A 15,994-nucleotide genomic window follows, 5' to 3' on the forward strand; every position below is an offset into this window, starting at 1 on the left:
CATTCTTTCCCTCCAGGGGTGAGTGACGTTTGGCAGTCCACAAGGTGGGAGCGGTAGTGGTAATCGGGGGCGGCATTGCGGGAATTCAGGCCGCCCTTGATCTCGCCGACGGGGGTTTTGCGGTCTATCTGGTGGACGAGGCGCCGGCCCTGGGCGGCAAGATGCCGCAGTTGTCCAGAACCTTCCCAACTAACGAGTGTGCGCTGTGTTCGTTTTCACCGCAACTGGCCAGAATCGCCCGGCATCCGAAAGTCGCGGTGCTCGCGGGCACCCGGGTGGAAAAGGTGAGCGGCGCGCCGGGGCGGTTCAACGTTTCTCTGCGCCGTTTCCCCCGGGGCGTGGTGGTGGAGGCGTGCCGGGATTGCGGCGAATGTGCCGCCGTGTGCCCGGTGGAAGTGCCGGACGCTTTCAACACGGGATTCAGCACCCGCAAGGCGGTCTACCAACCCTACGCCCAGGCCTATCCCCGGGCCTATGCCATCGATCCTGCGCACTGCATCGAATGCGCCTTGTGCGCCCAAACCTGCCCAACCGGGGCGATCTTGCTCGGGGCCCCCGAGGAGCCGCTCGAGGTGGAGGCCGGAGCCGTGATTCTGTGCCCCGGCTACGAGGCGTTCGATCCGTCACCGTTAAGGAACTGGGGCTTTCGCGTGTTGCCGGACGTGGTCACCAACCTGGAACTGGAACGTCTCCTTAGTGCCGCCGGTCCCTTCGGGGGACGTTTGATCCGTCCGTCCGACGGCACGCCGCCGCGGAGCATCGCCTGGATCCAGTGCGTCGGTTCGCGGAACCGCACCCTGGGCCGGGAGTACTGTTCCACGGTGTGTTGCATGGCGGCGCTGAAAGGGGCGGTCACGGCGCGGGAGCAGGCGGACGGCCCCCTGGAGACAGTGGTTTTCTATCAAGAAATGCGCACTCCGGGCAAGGGGTTTGACCGTTACCGGCAGCGGGCCGAGCGGGAAGGGGTGGAGTTGCGGTGCGCCGGGGTGGACACGGTTCAGCAACGCGAAAGCGGCGGCCTCGAGGTGCGGTGGGCCGGACCTGACGGCTTCGGGCGCCGGGCGTTCGACATGGTGGTCCTGTCCGCCGGCTTCACGCCCGCCCCCGGAGCGGCGGCTCTTGCCCGGCGTCTCGGGGTGGCTCTGGACCGGCATGGTTTTTGCCGGCCGGCGGCGCCGGGGACTACAGAGAGTTCCCGGCCCGGCATCTTTGTGGCCGGGGCGTTTGCCGGCCCCAAGGACATCGCGGCGGCCGTGATTGAGGCCGGGGCGGCGGCGGCCGAAGCAAGCGCGTTGTTGGCGGGGGCGCGGGGCGCGGCGGTCCGGGACGATGAGCCGGTTCCTGAGCGCGACGTGCGTGAAGAACGCCCCAGGGTCGGGGTGGTAGTGTGCCGTTGCGGCACCAACATCGCCGGGTCGATCGATGTCCCGGCGGTGGCGGAGGCGTCCGGGCGGCTGGAAGGCGTGGCCCTGACCCTGGAGATGATCCACGCCTGCGCGCCGGACAGCCTGGACCGGCTGGCGGCAACGGTACGCGAACACGGCCTGAACCGGCTGGTGGTTGCGGCCTGCAGCCCGCGCAGCCACAAACCGTTGTTCCAAAACGTGCTCCGCGATGCCGGGGTGAACGGGGCGCTGTGCGAGATGGCCAATATCCGCGAACAATGCGCCTGGGTGCATCCGGACCCGCCTGCGGCAACCGCCAAGGCCTGCCGGTTGGTGACCATGGCGGTAGCCAAATCGCGCCTGCTGGAACCGGTGCCCCCGGTTACGGTGCCGGTCATGCCTGCGGCCCTCGTGGTGGGTGCGGGTCCGTCCGGTTTGTCGGCCGCGCTGGGACTGGCGGACCAGGGATTTGAGGTCCACCTGGTGGATAAGCAAAAAACCCCCGGCGGCGCTTTTCGCGCGGTGGACGGGGGAGGGCGTCCCGGAACCAGCTTGGTTTCTCCCTTGGCCGAGCGGGTTGTCCGGCACCCGCTGGTGCGGTTTTATCCCGAGAATGAGCCGGTGGCGGCCGACGGGCACATCGGCTGTTTTTCCACCCGCCTGCGCGGCGGCCAGGTGGTCCGCCACGGCGTGGCAGTGCTGGCCACCGGGGCGTGGGAATCGCGGCCGGACTCATACTTGTGCGGAGAACACCCGGCGGTGGTCACCCTGTCGGAGGCGGAGCGGGAAGGGCCCAAAGCCTGGAACGGGGATGCGGACACGACGGTGTTCATCCAGTGCGTCGGTTCCCGTGACGCGCGCCGCCCCTGGTGCAGCCGGTCCTGCTGCCGCCGGAGCCTGGCCCTGGCTCTGGAAATGAAGGCGGCGCACCCCAAGCGTGAGATCTACATCTTGTTCCGGGACCTCACCGTCACCGGGACCGACGAGGATCTGTACTCCGAGGCCCGGGCCCGGGGGATCGTGTTCATCCGCTACCGCCCGGGCCAAGAGCCGCGGGTCGGTCCCGTCGGCGAAAGGGTGGCGGTGGAGGCGGCCGACCCGGTACTGGACTGTAACTTCCGGATCGACGCGGACCGGGTGGTCCTGGCGGCTGCCGCCGAGGCCTCCCCGGACAGCCGGGCGCTGGCGCACCTGTTCAAAGTGCCGGCCGACCGGGACGGTTTTTTCCTGCAGGCGCACACCACCCTGAGGCCGGTGGACTTCTCCGCGGCCGGGGTGTTTATGTGCGGCGGCGCGGCGGGCCCGAAGGGCTTGGTGGAAAGCCTCCTCGAGGGCCGGGCCGTGGCGGCGCGGTGCGCCACGGTTTTGGGCCGGGGGTTGGTGACGGCCCCCGGCGTCCACGCCCGGGTGGCGCCCGAGAAATGCACGGCCTGCCTTGGCTGTGTCCGCGTATGCCCCTTCAACGTGCCGGTGGTCTCCGGGAACGTCTCCCGGATTGAGCCGGTGCAGTGCCAGGGTTGCGGAATCTGCGTGGCCGAGTGTCCGAACGCCGCCATTCACCTAATCGGTTACCGTAAGGAGCAACTGCTGACGCAAGTGCGTGCCGGCTTGGCCGGCGGTGCGGGGGAGGTGGGCGCGTGAACCCTGATCGCAGGATAATCGCCTTCTGCTGTTATAATTGTGCGTATGCCGCCGCCGACCTGGCGGGGGCCATGCGGGTGCCCTACGATCCCGGGGTGGCCGTTGTAGGAGTGCCCTGTACCGGGGCGATCGAGGCCGCCGTGGTGCTCGGTGCCTTCGAGGAGGGCGCCGACGGGGTGTTTGTCGCGGGCTGCCTGGACGGCGAATGCCGCTACAAGGAAGGCAACCTGCGGGCTCGGGAGCGGGTGGCCGGGCTGCAGAAGCGGCTGGCCGAGGTGGGTCTGGAGCCCGGGCGGTTGGAAATGTACCAGTTGTCGGCCGCCATGGGCACCCGTTTCGGAGAAATCGTCGCCGAGTTTGTGGGGCGGATCAAGGCTCTGCCCCCGTCAAGGTTGGGCAGAGGCGCCGCCGTCAAGGGGGGTGTGCCCGGATGATCGTCACGGAGGCAAAGTCCTTCGTCCTGGTGGCCGCTATGATCACGGGCTTCCGGCGGGTGCTGGTGGCGGCCTGTGCCGGGTGCACCGCCGTTTGCGGGGTGGGCGGGGAGCGCCAAGCGGGAGAGCTGGCGGACGCCCTGCGCCTGCACGCCCGCCTGCGGGGCGAAGTGCTGGATACCGAAGTGCGCGGGGTTACCCGGCAGTGTGAGCCTGAATTCGTCGCCGAACTCGCCCCGGCGGTGGCCCGCGCCGAAGCGGTGCTCACCCTGGGGTGCGGTGTGGGCGCTCAGTTTCTGGCGGAGCACTACCCGGGCGTGCCGGTGCTGCCCGGGGTGAACACCCGGTTCGCCGGGGGCTTGGCGGCGCCCGGGGTGTGGGAGGAACGCTGCCGCCTGTGCGGGGACTGTGTGCTGTACCTGACCGGGGGCGTCTGCCCGCGCACCCGCTGCGCCAAGGGCATCATGAACGGCCCCTGCGGGGGCGCCGCCGGCGGGCTTTGCGAGGTGGGCAACGCCACCCCCTGCGCCTGGCTGTTGATCTGGGAACGGCTGGAGCGGCTGGGGCGCACCGGGACCCTGGACGAGATCGGCCCGCCGCCGGACTGGTCCGGCGCCCAGGCCGGCCCGCGGCGGTCCGGGAAAGGGGGCGGGGTGGAATGACCGGCGTGAGTGGGCTGGCCCGGGTGCTTGAAGCCGGGCGGTTCGCGGTGACCTGCGAGGTGGGTCCGCCCAAGGGCGCGGACGTGCGGGGGCTGGCGGCCAAGGCCGCCATGCTGAAGGGTTTCGTGGACGCGGCCAACGTCACCGACTGCCAGACCGCGGTGGTCCGGCTTTCCAGCGTCGCCGCCGGTGTGCATCTGGCGGCTGCGGGCCTGGAACCGGTGGTCCAGATGACCGCTCGCGACCGCAACCGGATCGCCGTCCAGAGTGATCTCCTGGGTGCTTACAGCCTGGGCGTCAGGAACGTGCTGTGCCTGACCGGCGATCACCAGAAGTTCGGCAACCATCCCGGTGCCAAGGGGGTGTTTGACTTGGATTCGGTCCAGATGGTGGATGTTGTGCGCCGCCTGGGCGACCCGGGGTTGTTTCAGTGCGGTGAGCCGGTGGACGGCGAACCGCCGGTGTTTTTCGTGGGTGCGGTGGAAAACCCCTGTGCTGAGCCGGTGGAGTTGCGGGTGCGGCGCCTGGACAAGAAGGTCCGGGCGGGGGCGCGCTTTCTCCAGACCCAGTGCGTTTACGACCTGGACCGGTTCCGGCGCTTCATGGGCCTGGTGCGGACCCGTGGCCTGCACGAGCGTGCCCACATCCTGGCCGGGGTCGCCCCGTTGAAGTCGGCCCGGATGGCCCGGTTCATGCGCGACGCGGTGGCCGGTGTTTACGTTCCCGACGCGGTGGTTGCCAGAATGGAGACAGCGGCTGATCCAGCCGCCGAGGGGGTTGCCCTGTGCGTCGAGCAGATCGCCGCACTCCGGGAGATTGAAGGCGTCGCCGGGGTGCACATCATGGCCGTCGCTTGGGAGAAGATCGTGCCCGAAATAGTGTGCCGGTCGGGTCTATACCCCCGCCCCGCGGCGGACCAGCGGTAGCGTCCTGGCGTTTCTGCGCGGTGCCGCGGCGCGCCGGACGGGGCTGCCACCGGGGTTCGACAGTTGCTAGACAAACCGACGGCTTGGCAAGACCAAATTTCAAAATACGTGGTGCCTCTACGGGCGTTCCCGGGCGGGCCGGTTAGCGCCGTCTACGGGCCTGCGCCGGCGGGCCTCCTCGCGTACTTTGTCCCGGGCGGCCTTGCCCACCGTTTCCAGGAAATGCATGTACAAGATGATGTCGAGCAGGCGGTTGGAGAAGCCCCATTCATTATCGTACCAGGCCAAGACCTTGGCGAAGGTGCCCTCGATCACGAACGTCGAGAGTCCGTCCACAATGGAGGAGTGCGGGTTGCCGGTGTAGTCGATGGACACCAGCGGCAATTCGTTGTACGCCATGATTCCCGCCATTTCCCCGCCGGAGGCCGCCCTCAGGGTGTCATTCAGTTCTTCCTTGGTGGTGGGCCGCTCCAGTTCGGCCACGAAGTCAATGATTGAAACGTCCGGGGTGGGTACGCGCAGGGCCAGCCCGGTCAGTTTTCCCGCCAGTTCGGGGATCGCGGCGCCGACGTTCTTGGCGGCGCCGGTGGTGGTCGGAATGATGGAGAGGTTGGCCGCCCGCGCCCGCCGCAGGTCGCGGTGGGCCAGATCAAGCAACTGCTGGTCATTCGTGTAGGAATGGGCGGTGGTCATAAACCCGCGTTTCACCTTATACCGGTCGTGGAGTACCTTGACCAACGGCGCCAGACCGTTGGTGGTGCAGGAACCGGCCGAGATGATCCGATGGCGGGCGGGATCGTAACGTTTCTCGTTCACGCCCATGATAATCATTACGTCCTCGCCGTTGGCGGGCGCAGAAATCAGGACCCGCCGGGCACCGGCCTGCAGGTGTTTGGCGGCGCCGTCCGCTTTCGTGAAACGCCCGGTGGCTTCAACCACGATGTCCACTCCGTGTTTTCCCCAAGGAATCTTGGCTGGATCCGGTTCAGCGTACACGGCGATTTCCTGGTCGTCCACCCAAAAACCGCTTTCAGTGGTCCGGACATCGACGCCGAAGATGCCGTGGACGGAATCGTATTTCAAAAGGTGGGCCAAAGTCGCCGGGTTGGACAGATCATTCACGGCCGTCACCTCAACGTCGGGGTGTCCGTGCACAATGCGTAGAAAGTTCCGCCCGATTCGTCCGAACCCGTTGATTCCCACGCGAACACTCATCTTACGGGCCTGCCTCCTTGCGTTTGCGCTGATTTTCGGGCTATTATACCCATGCCGAAGGGCATTATACCGTTTTGGCGGCGGGCCGCCGAACGCCGTCATCCCGGGCCGCCGGCGGTTCGCGGGTGTACGTTGCCGGGTCCGGATCTTCCGGTGCCGGAAACGGGCGGCCCGGTTTTGAATGTGTGGGAAGCCGGTGCGGAGGGCAGAATGTGAACAAGACCAAGCATTACGGAAAATGGTTTTTGACCCGGGTGAAGAAAGCGGTCGGCGACTACCGGATGATTGAGTCCGGCGACCGGGTGGTGGCGGGGGTTTCCGGCGGCAAGGACAGTACCGCCCTGCTCTACATTCTGGCCTACCTGCGGGACTATTCCCATTTGCGTTTCGGCCTGGAAGCCGTAATGCTGGATCTCGGGTGGGGCGAAGTCGATTTTGAGCCGCACCGGGAATTCTGCCGGCACCTGGGGGTGCCCCTGCACATCCACGTCCGGCCGGTGGCGGCGATCATCGGGGAAAAAGCGGGGATGAACCCGTGCAAGCTCTGTGGTAAGCTGCGGGCGGGCGTATTGAACCAGGCGGCCTTGTCGGTGGGGGCGAACCGGGTGGCCCTGGGGCACCACCTGGACGACGTCATCGAAACCTATCTTTTGAACTTGGTTTTCACTGGACAGATGAAGACCTTCCGGCCGAGCACCTATCTGACCGATACCGGCCTGACTCTGATCCGGCCCCTGGTGTACCTGCCGGAGCGGGTCCTGTCCGGCCTGGCGGCCGGCAAGGGGTTTCCGGTGATCAAAAATCCCTGTCCCTACAATGGGCGGACGAAACGGGACGAGATGAAAGCCGTGGTGACCGAACTGGCGTCCCGGTATCCTAAGTTCCGGGAGAGATTCTTGATCGGCTTGCAGAACGTGGACCTGGAAAACCTTTGGGAACAACGGCGTCCCAAGCCGGAGGCGGATAAGGGCGACAGGTAGAGCAGCTCGAACGCGCCGTCGGTGCGGGTGCGGGCGGAGACGGGTACGGGCGGCAGGTAGAGCCCGCCGCGCGCGGTGTGGCGTGGAGGCCGATCGGGGCTGCGTGCACGGAAGAACACGGCACTGTTCAAGGGCTTGACCTGCAGCAAAAGAACCAGGGTCCGGATCGCAAAGCCGGACGGCTCCTTCCAGTTCAAGAACTTGGCCCGCAGCAGGAGAACCCGCCGGCTCCGGAGAAGGAAGCCCCCGAAACGGCCATCCCCGTCCTAGCGGGAGGGTTCTTTAGAACACAAGTTGGAAAAGTTTGCGTCCTTTTCCCGCGTTCCAGTCACCCCAGTGTCCCAGCGGGAGGGTTTTTTGAGCACAAGTCGAAAAGAGGCGGCACAGGTGGATCAGAAGCACTACCGTACGGTCTTCATCGGACGCAATTCAAAGTGGGGTCCGGGCCAACCCGATCTCCGGCGGGACCCCGAGCCGAGCGTTGTTTCAGAGGAACGGCGGCGCCTGCTGGGGGAAATACAGGCGGCCGGGCGGGCACGCAAGTTCTCCCTGATGGAATCGCTGCTACGGCGCCTCTTGGGGGTTGACGAGCACTATGCCGAGGCCTGGTACGGGCTCGGGATGCTCTTGCTTCAGGACGGGAGTCTCGAAGAGGCCTACGACAGCCTGAGTGAGTATGTGGTTTTGGCTCACGCCCGGGAACCGGCCGAAAAGGTGGAACTGGTGCTGTTTTTCCTGGAGCGCCTGGTTGGTGGGGGGGATGACCTGCCTTATGAAATCCAGGAGGAACTGGAGGAAGGCTTTCTGGACGCTTTTTCGGAACCGGGCTGGCCTGACGTCCCCCGGGCCGCTTTAAGCGGGCGGAGCCCGCGAGAGGCGATCCGCAGCCGGGAGGGGAAAAGACAGGTGTTGGCGCTCATGCAGGACATGGGCTGGTTTCAGGACGCGGCGGTCCAGGCGGTGGATGAAGGCTAGGAGTTGGAATCCAGAATCCAGAATCCAGAATTCAGGAGTCAGGAGTCAGGAGTCAGGAGCCAGAATCCAGAATCCAGAATCGGGGAGTCAGAATCCGGAAGCCAGGAGCTGGAATTCGGAAGCGTAAGAAGTGGAGCCTGGGAAAAAGAGTGATTCGGCTGCCGGTGAGAACCCGGCCTCAACTTTTCTTGGATCTTCATTCTGGATTCTGACTCCTGAATTCTTTATCCTTCAAGGGGTGAGCGTCTTGCCGAACAAGGACCGGTTGGTTTTGCCCGAGGAGCTCTTGCTGGCCGGGGCGGCCGTCAAATGCGGCCTTATCGAGGCGTTGCGCGCCGGCCCGCTTCCGTTCGCGGAGGTGGCGCAGGCCGTCCAAGGAGACGGCCGTGCGGTGGAACGTCTGATCGAGGCCCTGATACAGTTGGGGTATCTGGAAGTCGTCAACGGGGCCGCCGCGCTTACTCCGGAAGCGCGGCGGATGTTCTTCGAACCGGAGAGTGAGCACTACACCGGTTTCGCTTTCATGCACGCCTACAGCCGGCTGGGGAACTGGCTGGCGCTGCCGGAAGTGATCAGGACGGGCCGGCCGCCCCGCAAGGAGCGCAGTCCCGAAAAGCTCCGCTATTTTATGGACGCTATGCGGGAGCACGCCCGCCCGGTCGCGGATGCCGTGGCCGGCCTCTGCCTGGAGGGCCTCTCCCCGCCGCTGCGCCTCCTGGACCTGGGCGGCGGGCCGTTGAACTACGCCGTCCCCTTCGCCCGGCGGGGCGTTGCCGTCACTGTGCAGGATATCCCGGAAGTGGTCGAACTGATGGCTTCCAAGGTGCCGCCCGGTCTGGACGTCAAACTGGTGGCGAGGGACTTCCACGAGGGAGTGGCGCCGGGACCGTTTGAGGTGGTCTTTCTGGGCAATATCACGCACATTTACGGTCCGGAAGAAAACCGGGACCTGTTTTCCCGGGTGGCGGGAGTGCTCACTCCAGGGGGACGGATCGCCATCCTGGACTACGTCCGGGGGATCAGTGCCCGGTCCGCATACATGGGGATCAACATGCTGATCGCCTCCGCGTCCGGCGGAGTGTGGACCGCCCCAGAGTACACCGGTTGGTTGGAGCAGGCCGGGTTTGGCCCACCACGGATCAAAAGCCTTGAGGAACGGCAGGTTTTGGTGGCGCGTTTACGTTGACCGGCGGCCGGGAGTGCCGGTCAGCCTGTGATGATGAGGTTTGCCGTATGTTCGTGGCCGGAATAGACATTGGTTCTGTATCCGCCGAAGCCGTGGTGCTGCGCGGCGGGGAGATGGCGGGGCACAGTGTTTTGCCCGCCGGCGCCGACAGCCGCCTGGCGGCCGAAAAAGCCCTGGCCTTGGCGCTCGAACGGGCGGGGTGCGGGCCGCGGGAGGTGGTTTTCACCGTGGCGACCGGCTATGGCCGGGTGAACGTACCTTTCGCCGACCTGCAAGTGACCGAGATCACCTGCCACGCCAAGGGGGCCGCGCATCTTTATCCCGCCACCCGGACCGTGATCGATATCGGCGGTCAGGACAGCAAGGTGATCCGGCTCGAGGACGGGGGGGCCGTGATTGACTTCGCCATGAACGACAAGTGCGCGGCCGGCACCGGGCGCTTCCTGGAAGTCATGGCGCGGGCCCTGGAGGTCCGGGTTGAAGACCTGGCGGCGCTTGCCGGGGAGGCCGGCCGGGCGGCCGAGATCAGCAGCCTGTGCACCGTATTCGCGGAGTCCGAGGTGGTGGCCCTGATCGGGCGAGGGGCGCCGCGGGCGGAAATCGCCCGGGGCCTTCTTGAATCGGTGGCCGACCGGACGGCCGGACTGGCCGCCCGGGTGGGCGTGCGGCCGGAGGTGACCATGACCGGAGGGGTGGCCAAAAACGCGGGCGTGGTCGGCGCCTTGTCGGCCCGCCTCGGAGTGCCGATCCGGGTTCCGCCGGAGCCGCAGATCGTGGGCGCCCTGGGTGCGGCCCTGATCGCGTTTTCCAAGGCCCTTAGAAAATAGCGACGAAGAACCTCTGGTCACCCAGGCCCGCTGGGCGAAAGCGGGGGCGCGCTTTTCCATGCCCTTAGAAAATAGTGACGAAGAACCAGAGGAGCATGGCCCCGGCAATCAGGATTTTGGTGAGCGTACTGCCCACAAAGCCGATCAGGGTGCCGACTCCGACACGCAGGGCCTGCCGGGTTGAACCCCTGGCCAGCAGTTCGGCGGCGAATGCTCCGAGGAAGGGCCCGGCGATCACTCCGAACGGACCCAGGACGACCAGGCCAAGTAAAGCCCCGGCGACGCCCCCCCAGACGGCGGCCCGCGAGCCGCCGAACCGGTGCACGCCCCAGACGGTGGCGGCGTAGTCCACGAAGAAGGTCAGCGCCACGGCCAAGCCCTGGCCCGCGAAGAACACCCAGGAGAGCCCCTCGAATCCGGTCATGAAGCCGTAGACCAGCATGCCCACCCAGATCAGCACCGGACCGGGCAACACGGGGAACACGATGGCGGCCAGGCCGGCCAGGAAAAAAAGCAGGGCCACCAGAAGCGCCAGGGTCGTCATCACCGGACCTCCTTTCGGGTATCGGCGTTATCATAACATGAGTGTATGAATACGGGTGTCAACCTGCGCACGTGCTTCAGCCAGTATCGGCGTTATTATAACATGAGTGTATGCGACTGGTTGGGCGGCGATAATACTCGGCACCGGAGGAATTAACAAATGCGCGTGGGCATTCTCACCGTGGAGCTGTTTCTGGGGGAGGCCCTTTCCCTGAAAGACAAGCGGAGGCATCTCAAAAGCCTTTTGACCCGCTTGCGGAACAGATACAATGTGTCGGCGGCCGAGGTGGACCACCAGGACCACTGGCAGCGGGCCGCGCTCGCGGTGGCGGTGGTCGGCAACCGGACCGCGCACGTCGACGAGTCGCTTCAGGAAGTGCTGAACTTCATCGCCGCCCAGCCCAGCCTCGAAATCATCCATCACCGGACCGAACTGCTCTGACGCCAAACAAGCCGCTGTTGAAGATCTTCATTGCGCAGCAGGATTTTCCCGAAGCACCGCAGAAAAACACAAGGTTATTCCTGTTTGGCGCAGAGGGGATGAAGGCCACCGGTGTCGTCCCAACTAATTGTTGAGTACTTGACCCTCCATTTCGGCGGCGTCACGGCTCTTACCGGGGTTTGCCTGGAGGTGAACGCGGGCGAGATTGCGGCCGTGATCGGGCCGAACGGGGCTGGAAAGACCAGCCTTTTGAACTGCATCAGCGGCCTCTACCGTCCGCACGAGGGCCGGCTGTTGTTCGAAGAACAGGACATCACCGGCACTGCTCCCCACCGGCGCGCCGAACTCGGCATCGGCCGCACTTTTCAGAACATAGAGCTTTTCAAACATATGACGGTGCTCGAGAATCTGATGCTGGGCCGGCACATCCACATGAAATCGGGCCTTTTGAGCGGGGGACTGTTTTGGGGCCCGGCCCGGCGCGAAGAAGAACTGCACCGCAGACGGGTTGAGGAGATCATCGATTTCCTGGAGATCGAGAGCATCCGGCACAAGGCGGTGGGCACGCTGGCCTACGGGCTGCAGAAGCGTGTCGAGCTGGGCCGGGCCCTGGCTCTGGAACCACGGCTTTTGCTGCTGGATGAGCCCATGGCCGGAATGAACCTGGAAGAAAAGGAAGACATGGCCCGCTTCATCCTGGACGTCGCCGAGGAGTGGGGCACCACCCTGATTCTGATCGAGCACGACATGGGCGTGGTCATGGATATTTCGGACCGGGTGGCCGTACTGGACTTCGGGCGTAAAATCGCGGAGGGCACCCCGGAAGAAGTCCAACAAAATCCCCTGGTAATCAGGGCGTATCTTGGCAAGCAGTAGTCCACAAAGGATGAAGTTCTCGATGCTGGAAGACACCCTTCCCAAACTTCTGATACGCAACGCGGCCCGGTTCCGGCACAAGGCGGCCCTTAGGGAGAAGGAGTTCGGCGTCTGGCAGCCGGTCACCTGGGCGGAGTATCTGGGCCACGTGGAGCGGTTTGCGCTCGGCCTAGCCGCGCTGGGCTTTTCCAGGGGCGACAAGGTGGCGATCATCGGCGACAACCGTCCGGAATGGGTCTACGCCGAACTCGGTGCCCAGGCGCTGGGCGGGGTGGCGGTGGGGGTCTATCAGGACAGCCTGCCCCGTGAGATCGCCTACGTAATCGACCACTGCGACGCCCGGATAATCGTGGTCGAGGACCAGGAACAAGTCGATAAGCTTTTAGAGATCAAAGAAGATATGCCCAAGGTCGAAAGAGTCATCCACTACGACCCCAAGGGTATGAAGAACTACCGCGATCCCCTGTTGCTTTCCTTCACGGCGGTGGAGGCCGAGGGCGAGAGATTCGGCCGGGAAAACCCGGGCTATTTCGACCGGGAGGTCCGGGCCGGCACCGGGGGCGACACGGCCATAATCGCCTATACTTCCGGCACCACCGGCCTGCCCAAGGGCAGCGTGCTGACCCACGCGAACCTGCTCCGGATGGCGCAGAGCCTTTTGTCGGTGGATCCGCTCACGTCGGACGACGAGTTTCTCTCCTTCCTGCCCCTGGCCTGGGTGGGTGAACAGATGATGTCCATCTCCGCCGCGCTCTGGTCGGGAATGACGGTAAACTATCCCGAAGAACCCGAAACGGTTCAGGCGAACCTGAAGGAGATCGGTCCGCACGTGATGTTCTCCCCGCCCCGCATCTGGGAGGACATGGTGTCCAAGGTACAGGTGAGGCTGGACGATGCCGACCGGTTCAAGCGGCTGGTCTCGCGGGCGTTCATGCTTGCGGGCTACCGGATGGCCGACTGCCGGTTCCACGGGGTGCGCCCCGGCATCGGCCTCAAACTCGCCTACCTGCTGGGCGAGTTGTTGGTTTTCAGCGCCATCAAGGATCACCTGGGTTTGGTGAACCTGAAGCGGGCCTACACCGGCGGCGCCGCGCTGGGGCCGGATGTGTTCCGGTTCTTTCACGCCCTGGGGGTCAACCTGAAGCAAATCTACGGCCAGACCGAAATCGCCGGAATATCGGTGGCGCACCGGGACGGGGAGGTCAAATTCAACACGGTCGGGCGGCCGATCCCGGAGACCGAGATCCGCATCAGTCCGGACGGCGAGATTGTTTCGCGCAGCCCGAGCGTATTCGCCGGTTACTATAAAAACGACGCGGCCACCGCCGAGACCCTCAGGGACGGCTGGCTCCATTCCGGGGATGCGGGCTACCTGGACGAAGACGGGCACCTGGTGGTCATCGACCGCGTGAAGGACGTGATGCGCCTGGCGGACGGCACTATTTTCTCGCCGCAGTTCCTGGAGAACAAGATGAAGTTCAGCCCGTACATCAAGGAAGCGGTGGTCCTGGGGCGGGATCGGGCGTACGTGGTCGCGCTTCTGAACATCCAGATGGGTAACGTCGGGATGTGGGCCGAGCGGCGGCAAATTCCCTACACCACTTACGTGGACCTGACCCAGAAAGCACAAGTGCTCGAGCTGCTCGCGCAAGAGGTGCGCAAGGCAAACGAGGACGTCCCGGCGGCGGTCCGCGTTAAGAAATTCGTGGTGCTGCACAAGGAACTGGACGCCGACGACGAGGAGTTGACCCGCACCCGCAAGGTGCGGCGCGGTTTCATTTCCGAGAAGTACGGGGTGCTGGTGGAAGGCCTGTACAGCGGGGCCGGGGAGATTCCGATCGAGACCGAGGTGAAGTACCGGGACGGCCGGCAGGTGAAGATCAAGACCTCGCTCAAGGTGATGACCGCCAATGAATCGGGGGTGAAGGCGTGACGTTTTTTCTGCAGATTCTGATCACCGGCCTGGTGGTGGGTGCGGTCTACGCACTGGTCGCCTTCGGGTTTGTGCTGATCTACAAGTCGAGTGACGTGATCAACTTCGCCCAGGGTGAGTTCTTGCTGGTGGGGGCCTATGTGGCCTTGAGCCTGGTGGTGTTCTACCAGGTGCCTTTCCTGGCGGCCGTGGCCCTAACCCTGACCATGTGTGTGCTCTTGGGCGTGGTGGTCGAACGGCTGGTGCTGCGGCCGTTCATCGGGGAACGGGTTATTTCCGTGATTATGGCCACCCTCGGGCTGTCGCTCTTGATGCGCGGCCTCATCCAGATGATCTGGGGCACCGAGACCCGCACCTTCCCGGCGATCTTTCCGGACGCGCCGGTGCGGCTGGGAGAAGTGGCGGTTTCCCAGGTCTACCTCTGGTCCTTGGGCGTGGCCCTGGTGTTGCTGGCCGTGTTTACCGTGTTCTTCAAGTACTCCAGCACCGGCATCGTTATGCGGGCGGCGGCGGACGACCAGGCGGCGGCCCAGTCCATGGGCATCAGCGTCAAGCGGATCATCGCCGTCACCTGGGCGATCGCCGCGGTGGTGGCGGCCATCGGCGGTGTCCTGTTGGGGAACATCAACGGGGTGAACCCGTCCCTGGCCTACATCGGGCTGATGGTCCTGCCGGTCGTGATCCTGGGCGGGCTGGACAGTGTGCCCGGAGCGATCGTGGGCGGGTTCACCATCGGGCTGTTGGAAAGTCTCGCCGGAGGCTACCTGGACCCGCTCTTTGGGGGCGACGTCAAGGAAGTCGTGCCGTTTGTCGTGCTCCTGGTGGTGCTGATGGTCAGGCCGTACGGCTTATTCGGCAAGGAAATCATCGAAAGGGTGTAGCGCGCCTTGCGCATGAGAAACCCCCTGGTAATGGACTGCGGTGTCTTTACCTCGAACTACCGGGAGGACATGGCCATCCTGCACCACCCCGGGGCCAAGCTCAAGGTGCTGGTGGTACTGGTCTTCTTCCTGGCTTTGCCGTTCATGGTCAACGCTTACTACGTCAGCGTGGTCAATCTGATCGGCATCGCCATTATCGGCGCGGTCGGGCTCAACATCCTGGTCGGTTTCACCGGCCAGATTTCCATCGGCCACGGGGCGTTCATGGGTGTGGGCGCCTACGCAGCCGGCATGATGACCGCCACTTTGGGCTGGTCCTTCTGGATCGCCCTGCCGGCCGGCGGTCTGGCCGCCGCCTTGGTCGGGGGCCTGTTCGGCATCCCGTCGCTGAGGCTGAAAGGTCTTTATTTGGCCATTGCCACGCTGGCCGCCCAGGTGATCATCGAATTCGGCATCATTCACTGGCCGGCTCTCACCCGCGGGCCCGCGGGGATGGTGCTTCCGGCACCCACCGTCGGCGGCCTGGTGCTGAACGACGACACCACTTTCTACTACCTGATCCTGGCTATCACCGTCGGGGCCGTCGTGTTCGCCCTAAACCTATTCCGTACCAGAACGGGGCGCGCTTTCATGGCGGTGCGCGACCGCGACCTGGCGGCGTCGGTGATGGGCATCAACCTGTTCAAGTACAAGGTCGCCGCGTTTGCCGTGAGTTCCTTCTACGCCGGGATCGCCGGGGCGTTGTGGGGACACTACCTGGGGGTGATCAGCCCCGAGTACTTCACGATCAAGGTGTCGATCCTGTTCCTGGCCATGATCATCATCGGCGGATTGGGCAGCGTGATGGGCGCCATCTACGGGGCCTGCTTCATGACGCTTTTGCCCATTTTCCTCCGGGAGACCGCGGACTACTTCGGCGGCGGTCTCGGGGGGTTGACGCACATCATGCTGGCCATGCAGGAAGCGGTCTTCGGCCTGCTGATCATCCTGTTCCTGATTTTTGAACCGGAAGGCTTGGCCAAAATGTGGCGGAAGGTCAAAGATTATTTTAAGCTGTGGCCGTACTCTTACTGAGGAGGGATGCTCGA

At 64.9% G+C, this 15,994-nt stretch carries 15 protein-coding genes; 13 read left to right on the forward strand and 2 right to left on the reverse strand.

The annotated features are described in order from the left end of the window. Positions 1-29: 29 nt before the first annotated feature. The 4 genes from AB1402_00540 to AB1402_00555 are packed head-to-tail and all read left to right on the forward strand — an operon-like array spanning position 30 to position 5,048. The gene (locus AB1402_00540; protein MEW6540087.1) at positions 30-3,026 is read left to right on the forward strand and encodes a 4Fe-4S binding protein; all 2,997 of its coding nucleotides are present in this window, start codon (positions 30-32) and stop codon (positions 3,024-3,026) included. Beyond that, complete coding sequence (locus tag AB1402_00545) at positions 3,023-3,460, forward strand: hydrogenase iron-sulfur subunit (GenBank protein ID MEW6540088.1); 438 nt, start codon at positions 3,023-3,025, stop codon at positions 3,458-3,460. Before AB1402_00540 ends, AB1402_00545 begins: the two co-directional genes overlap by 4 nt. Next, positions 3,457-4,122, forward strand: a complete 666-nt coding sequence (locus tag AB1402_00550) for a methylenetetrahydrofolate reductase C-terminal domain-containing protein (GenBank protein MEW6540089.1) — start codon at positions 3,457-3,459, stop codon at positions 4,120-4,122. Before AB1402_00545 ends, AB1402_00550 begins: the two co-directional genes overlap by 4 nt. After that, complete coding sequence (locus AB1402_00555) at positions 4,119-5,048, forward strand: methylenetetrahydrofolate reductase (GenBank protein MEW6540090.1); 930 nt, start codon at positions 4,119-4,121, stop codon at positions 5,046-5,048. The genes AB1402_00550 and AB1402_00555 overlap by 4 nt, the downstream gene beginning before the upstream one ends. A gap of 117 nt (positions 5,049-5,165) precedes the next feature. On the opposite strand, the gene gap is transcribed toward AB1402_00555, so the two are convergent. Further along, positions 5,166-6,263, reverse strand: coding sequence for a type I glyceraldehyde-3-phosphate dehydrogenase (gap, locus tag AB1402_00560; GenBank protein MEW6540091.1), 1,098 nt, complete (start codon positions 6,261-6,263; stop codon positions 5,166-5,168). Between the two features lie 212 nt (positions 6,264-6,475). Between gap and AB1402_00565 the strand changes: the two genes are divergently transcribed. From AB1402_00565 to AB1402_00580, 4 genes are all read left to right on the forward strand, one after another. Beyond that, positions 6,476-7,243: an ATP-binding protein gene (locus tag AB1402_00565; GenBank protein MEW6540092.1), complete on the forward strand. Its 768-nt coding sequence runs from the start codon at positions 6,476-6,478 to the stop codon at positions 7,241-7,243. A 387-nt stretch (positions 7,244-7,630) separates the two neighbouring features. Beyond that, entirely contained in the window at positions 7,631-8,218 is a 588-nt protein-coding gene (locus AB1402_00570) for a hypothetical protein (protein MEW6540093.1), read from the forward strand. Positions 8,219-8,465: 247 nt separating this feature from the next. Continuing rightward, the gene (locus tag AB1402_00575; protein MEW6540094.1) at positions 8,466-9,404 is read left to right on the forward strand and encodes a methyltransferase; all 939 of its coding nucleotides are present in this window, start codon (positions 8,466-8,468) and stop codon (positions 9,402-9,404) included. 47 nt (positions 9,405-9,451) lie between these two features. Then, positions 9,452-10,231 (forward strand): acyl-CoA dehydratase activase, encoded by a 780-nt coding sequence (locus tag AB1402_00580; GenBank protein MEW6540095.1) that lies wholly within the window; start codon positions 9,452-9,454, stop codon positions 10,229-10,231. Positions 10,232-10,295: 64 nt separating this feature from the next. On the opposite strand, the gene AB1402_00585 is transcribed toward AB1402_00580, so the two are convergent. Next, positions 10,296-10,775: a DUF456 domain-containing protein gene (locus AB1402_00585; GenBank protein ID MEW6540096.1), complete on the reverse strand. Its 480-nt coding sequence runs from the start codon at positions 10,773-10,775 to the stop codon at positions 10,296-10,298. A gap of 159 nt (positions 10,776-10,934) precedes the next feature. Between AB1402_00585 and AB1402_00590 the strand changes: the two genes are divergently transcribed. The 5 genes from AB1402_00590 to AB1402_00610 all read left to right on the forward strand — a co-directional run bounded on the left by AB1402_00590 (position 10,935) and on the right by AB1402_00610 (position 15,980). After that, positions 10,935-11,216, forward strand: coding sequence for a DUF503 domain-containing protein (locus AB1402_00590; protein MEW6540097.1), 282 nt, complete (start codon positions 10,935-10,937; stop codon positions 11,214-11,216). 111 nt (positions 11,217-11,327) lie between these two features. Further along, positions 11,328-12,092, forward strand: a complete 765-nt coding sequence (locus AB1402_00595; protein ID MEW6540098.1) for an ABC transporter ATP-binding protein — start codon at positions 11,328-11,330, stop codon at positions 12,090-12,092. Positions 12,093-12,114: 22 nt separating this feature from the next. Further along, entirely contained in the window at positions 12,115-14,025 is a 1,911-nt protein-coding gene (locus AB1402_00600; protein MEW6540099.1) for an AMP-binding protein, read from the forward strand. Next, positions 14,022-14,906 carry a branched-chain amino acid ABC transporter permease gene (locus AB1402_00605; protein ID MEW6540100.1) on the forward strand — a complete coding sequence of 295 codons (885 nt, stop codon included), beginning with the start codon at positions 14,022-14,024 and terminating at the stop codon, positions 14,904-14,906. The genes AB1402_00600 and AB1402_00605 overlap by 4 nt, the downstream gene beginning before the upstream one ends. Positions 14,907-14,918: 12 nt before the next feature. Beyond that, entirely contained in the window at positions 14,919-15,980 is a 1,062-nt protein-coding gene (locus AB1402_00610; GenBank protein MEW6540101.1) for a branched-chain amino acid ABC transporter permease, read from the forward strand. The last annotated feature ends 14 nt before the right edge of the window (positions 15,981-15,994 follow it).

The organism is Bacillota bacterium, from assembly GCA_040757205.1.
GTDB lineage: Bacteria > Bacillota > Desulfotomaculia > Desulfotomaculales > Desulforudaceae > Desulforudis.

Excerpts from the sequence above, each read along its gene's own strand:
- AB1402_00550 (MEW6540089.1), top strand. The coding sequence starts at position 3,457 with ATGATCGTCACGGAGGCAAAGTCCTTCGTCCTGGTGGCCGCTATGATC.
- AB1402_00555 (MEW6540090.1), top strand. The coding sequence starts at position 4,119 with ATGACCGGCGTGAGTGGGCTGGCCCGGGTGCTTGAAGCCGGGCGGTTC.
- gap (MEW6540091.1), bottom strand. The coding sequence starts at position 6,263 with ATGAGTGTTCGCGTGGGAATCAACGGGTTCGGACGAATCGGGCGGAAC.
- AB1402_00580 (MEW6540095.1), top strand. The coding sequence starts at position 9,452 with ATGTTCGTGGCCGGAATAGACATTGGTTCTGTATCCGCCGAAGCCGTG.
- AB1402_00585 (MEW6540096.1), bottom strand. The coding sequence starts at position 10,775 with ATGACGACCCTGGCGCTTCTGGTGGCCCTGCTTTTTTTCCTGGCCGGC.
- AB1402_00590 (MEW6540097.1), top strand. The coding sequence starts at position 10,935 with ATGCGCGTGGGCATTCTCACCGTGGAGCTGTTTCTGGGGGAGGCCCTT.
- AB1402_00600 (MEW6540099.1), top strand. The coding sequence starts at position 12,115 with ATGCTGGAAGACACCCTTCCCAAACTTCTGATACGCAACGCGGCCCGG.
- AB1402_00610 (MEW6540101.1), top strand. The coding sequence starts at position 14,919 with ATGAGAAACCCCCTGGTAATGGACTGCGGTGTCTTTACCTCGAACTAC.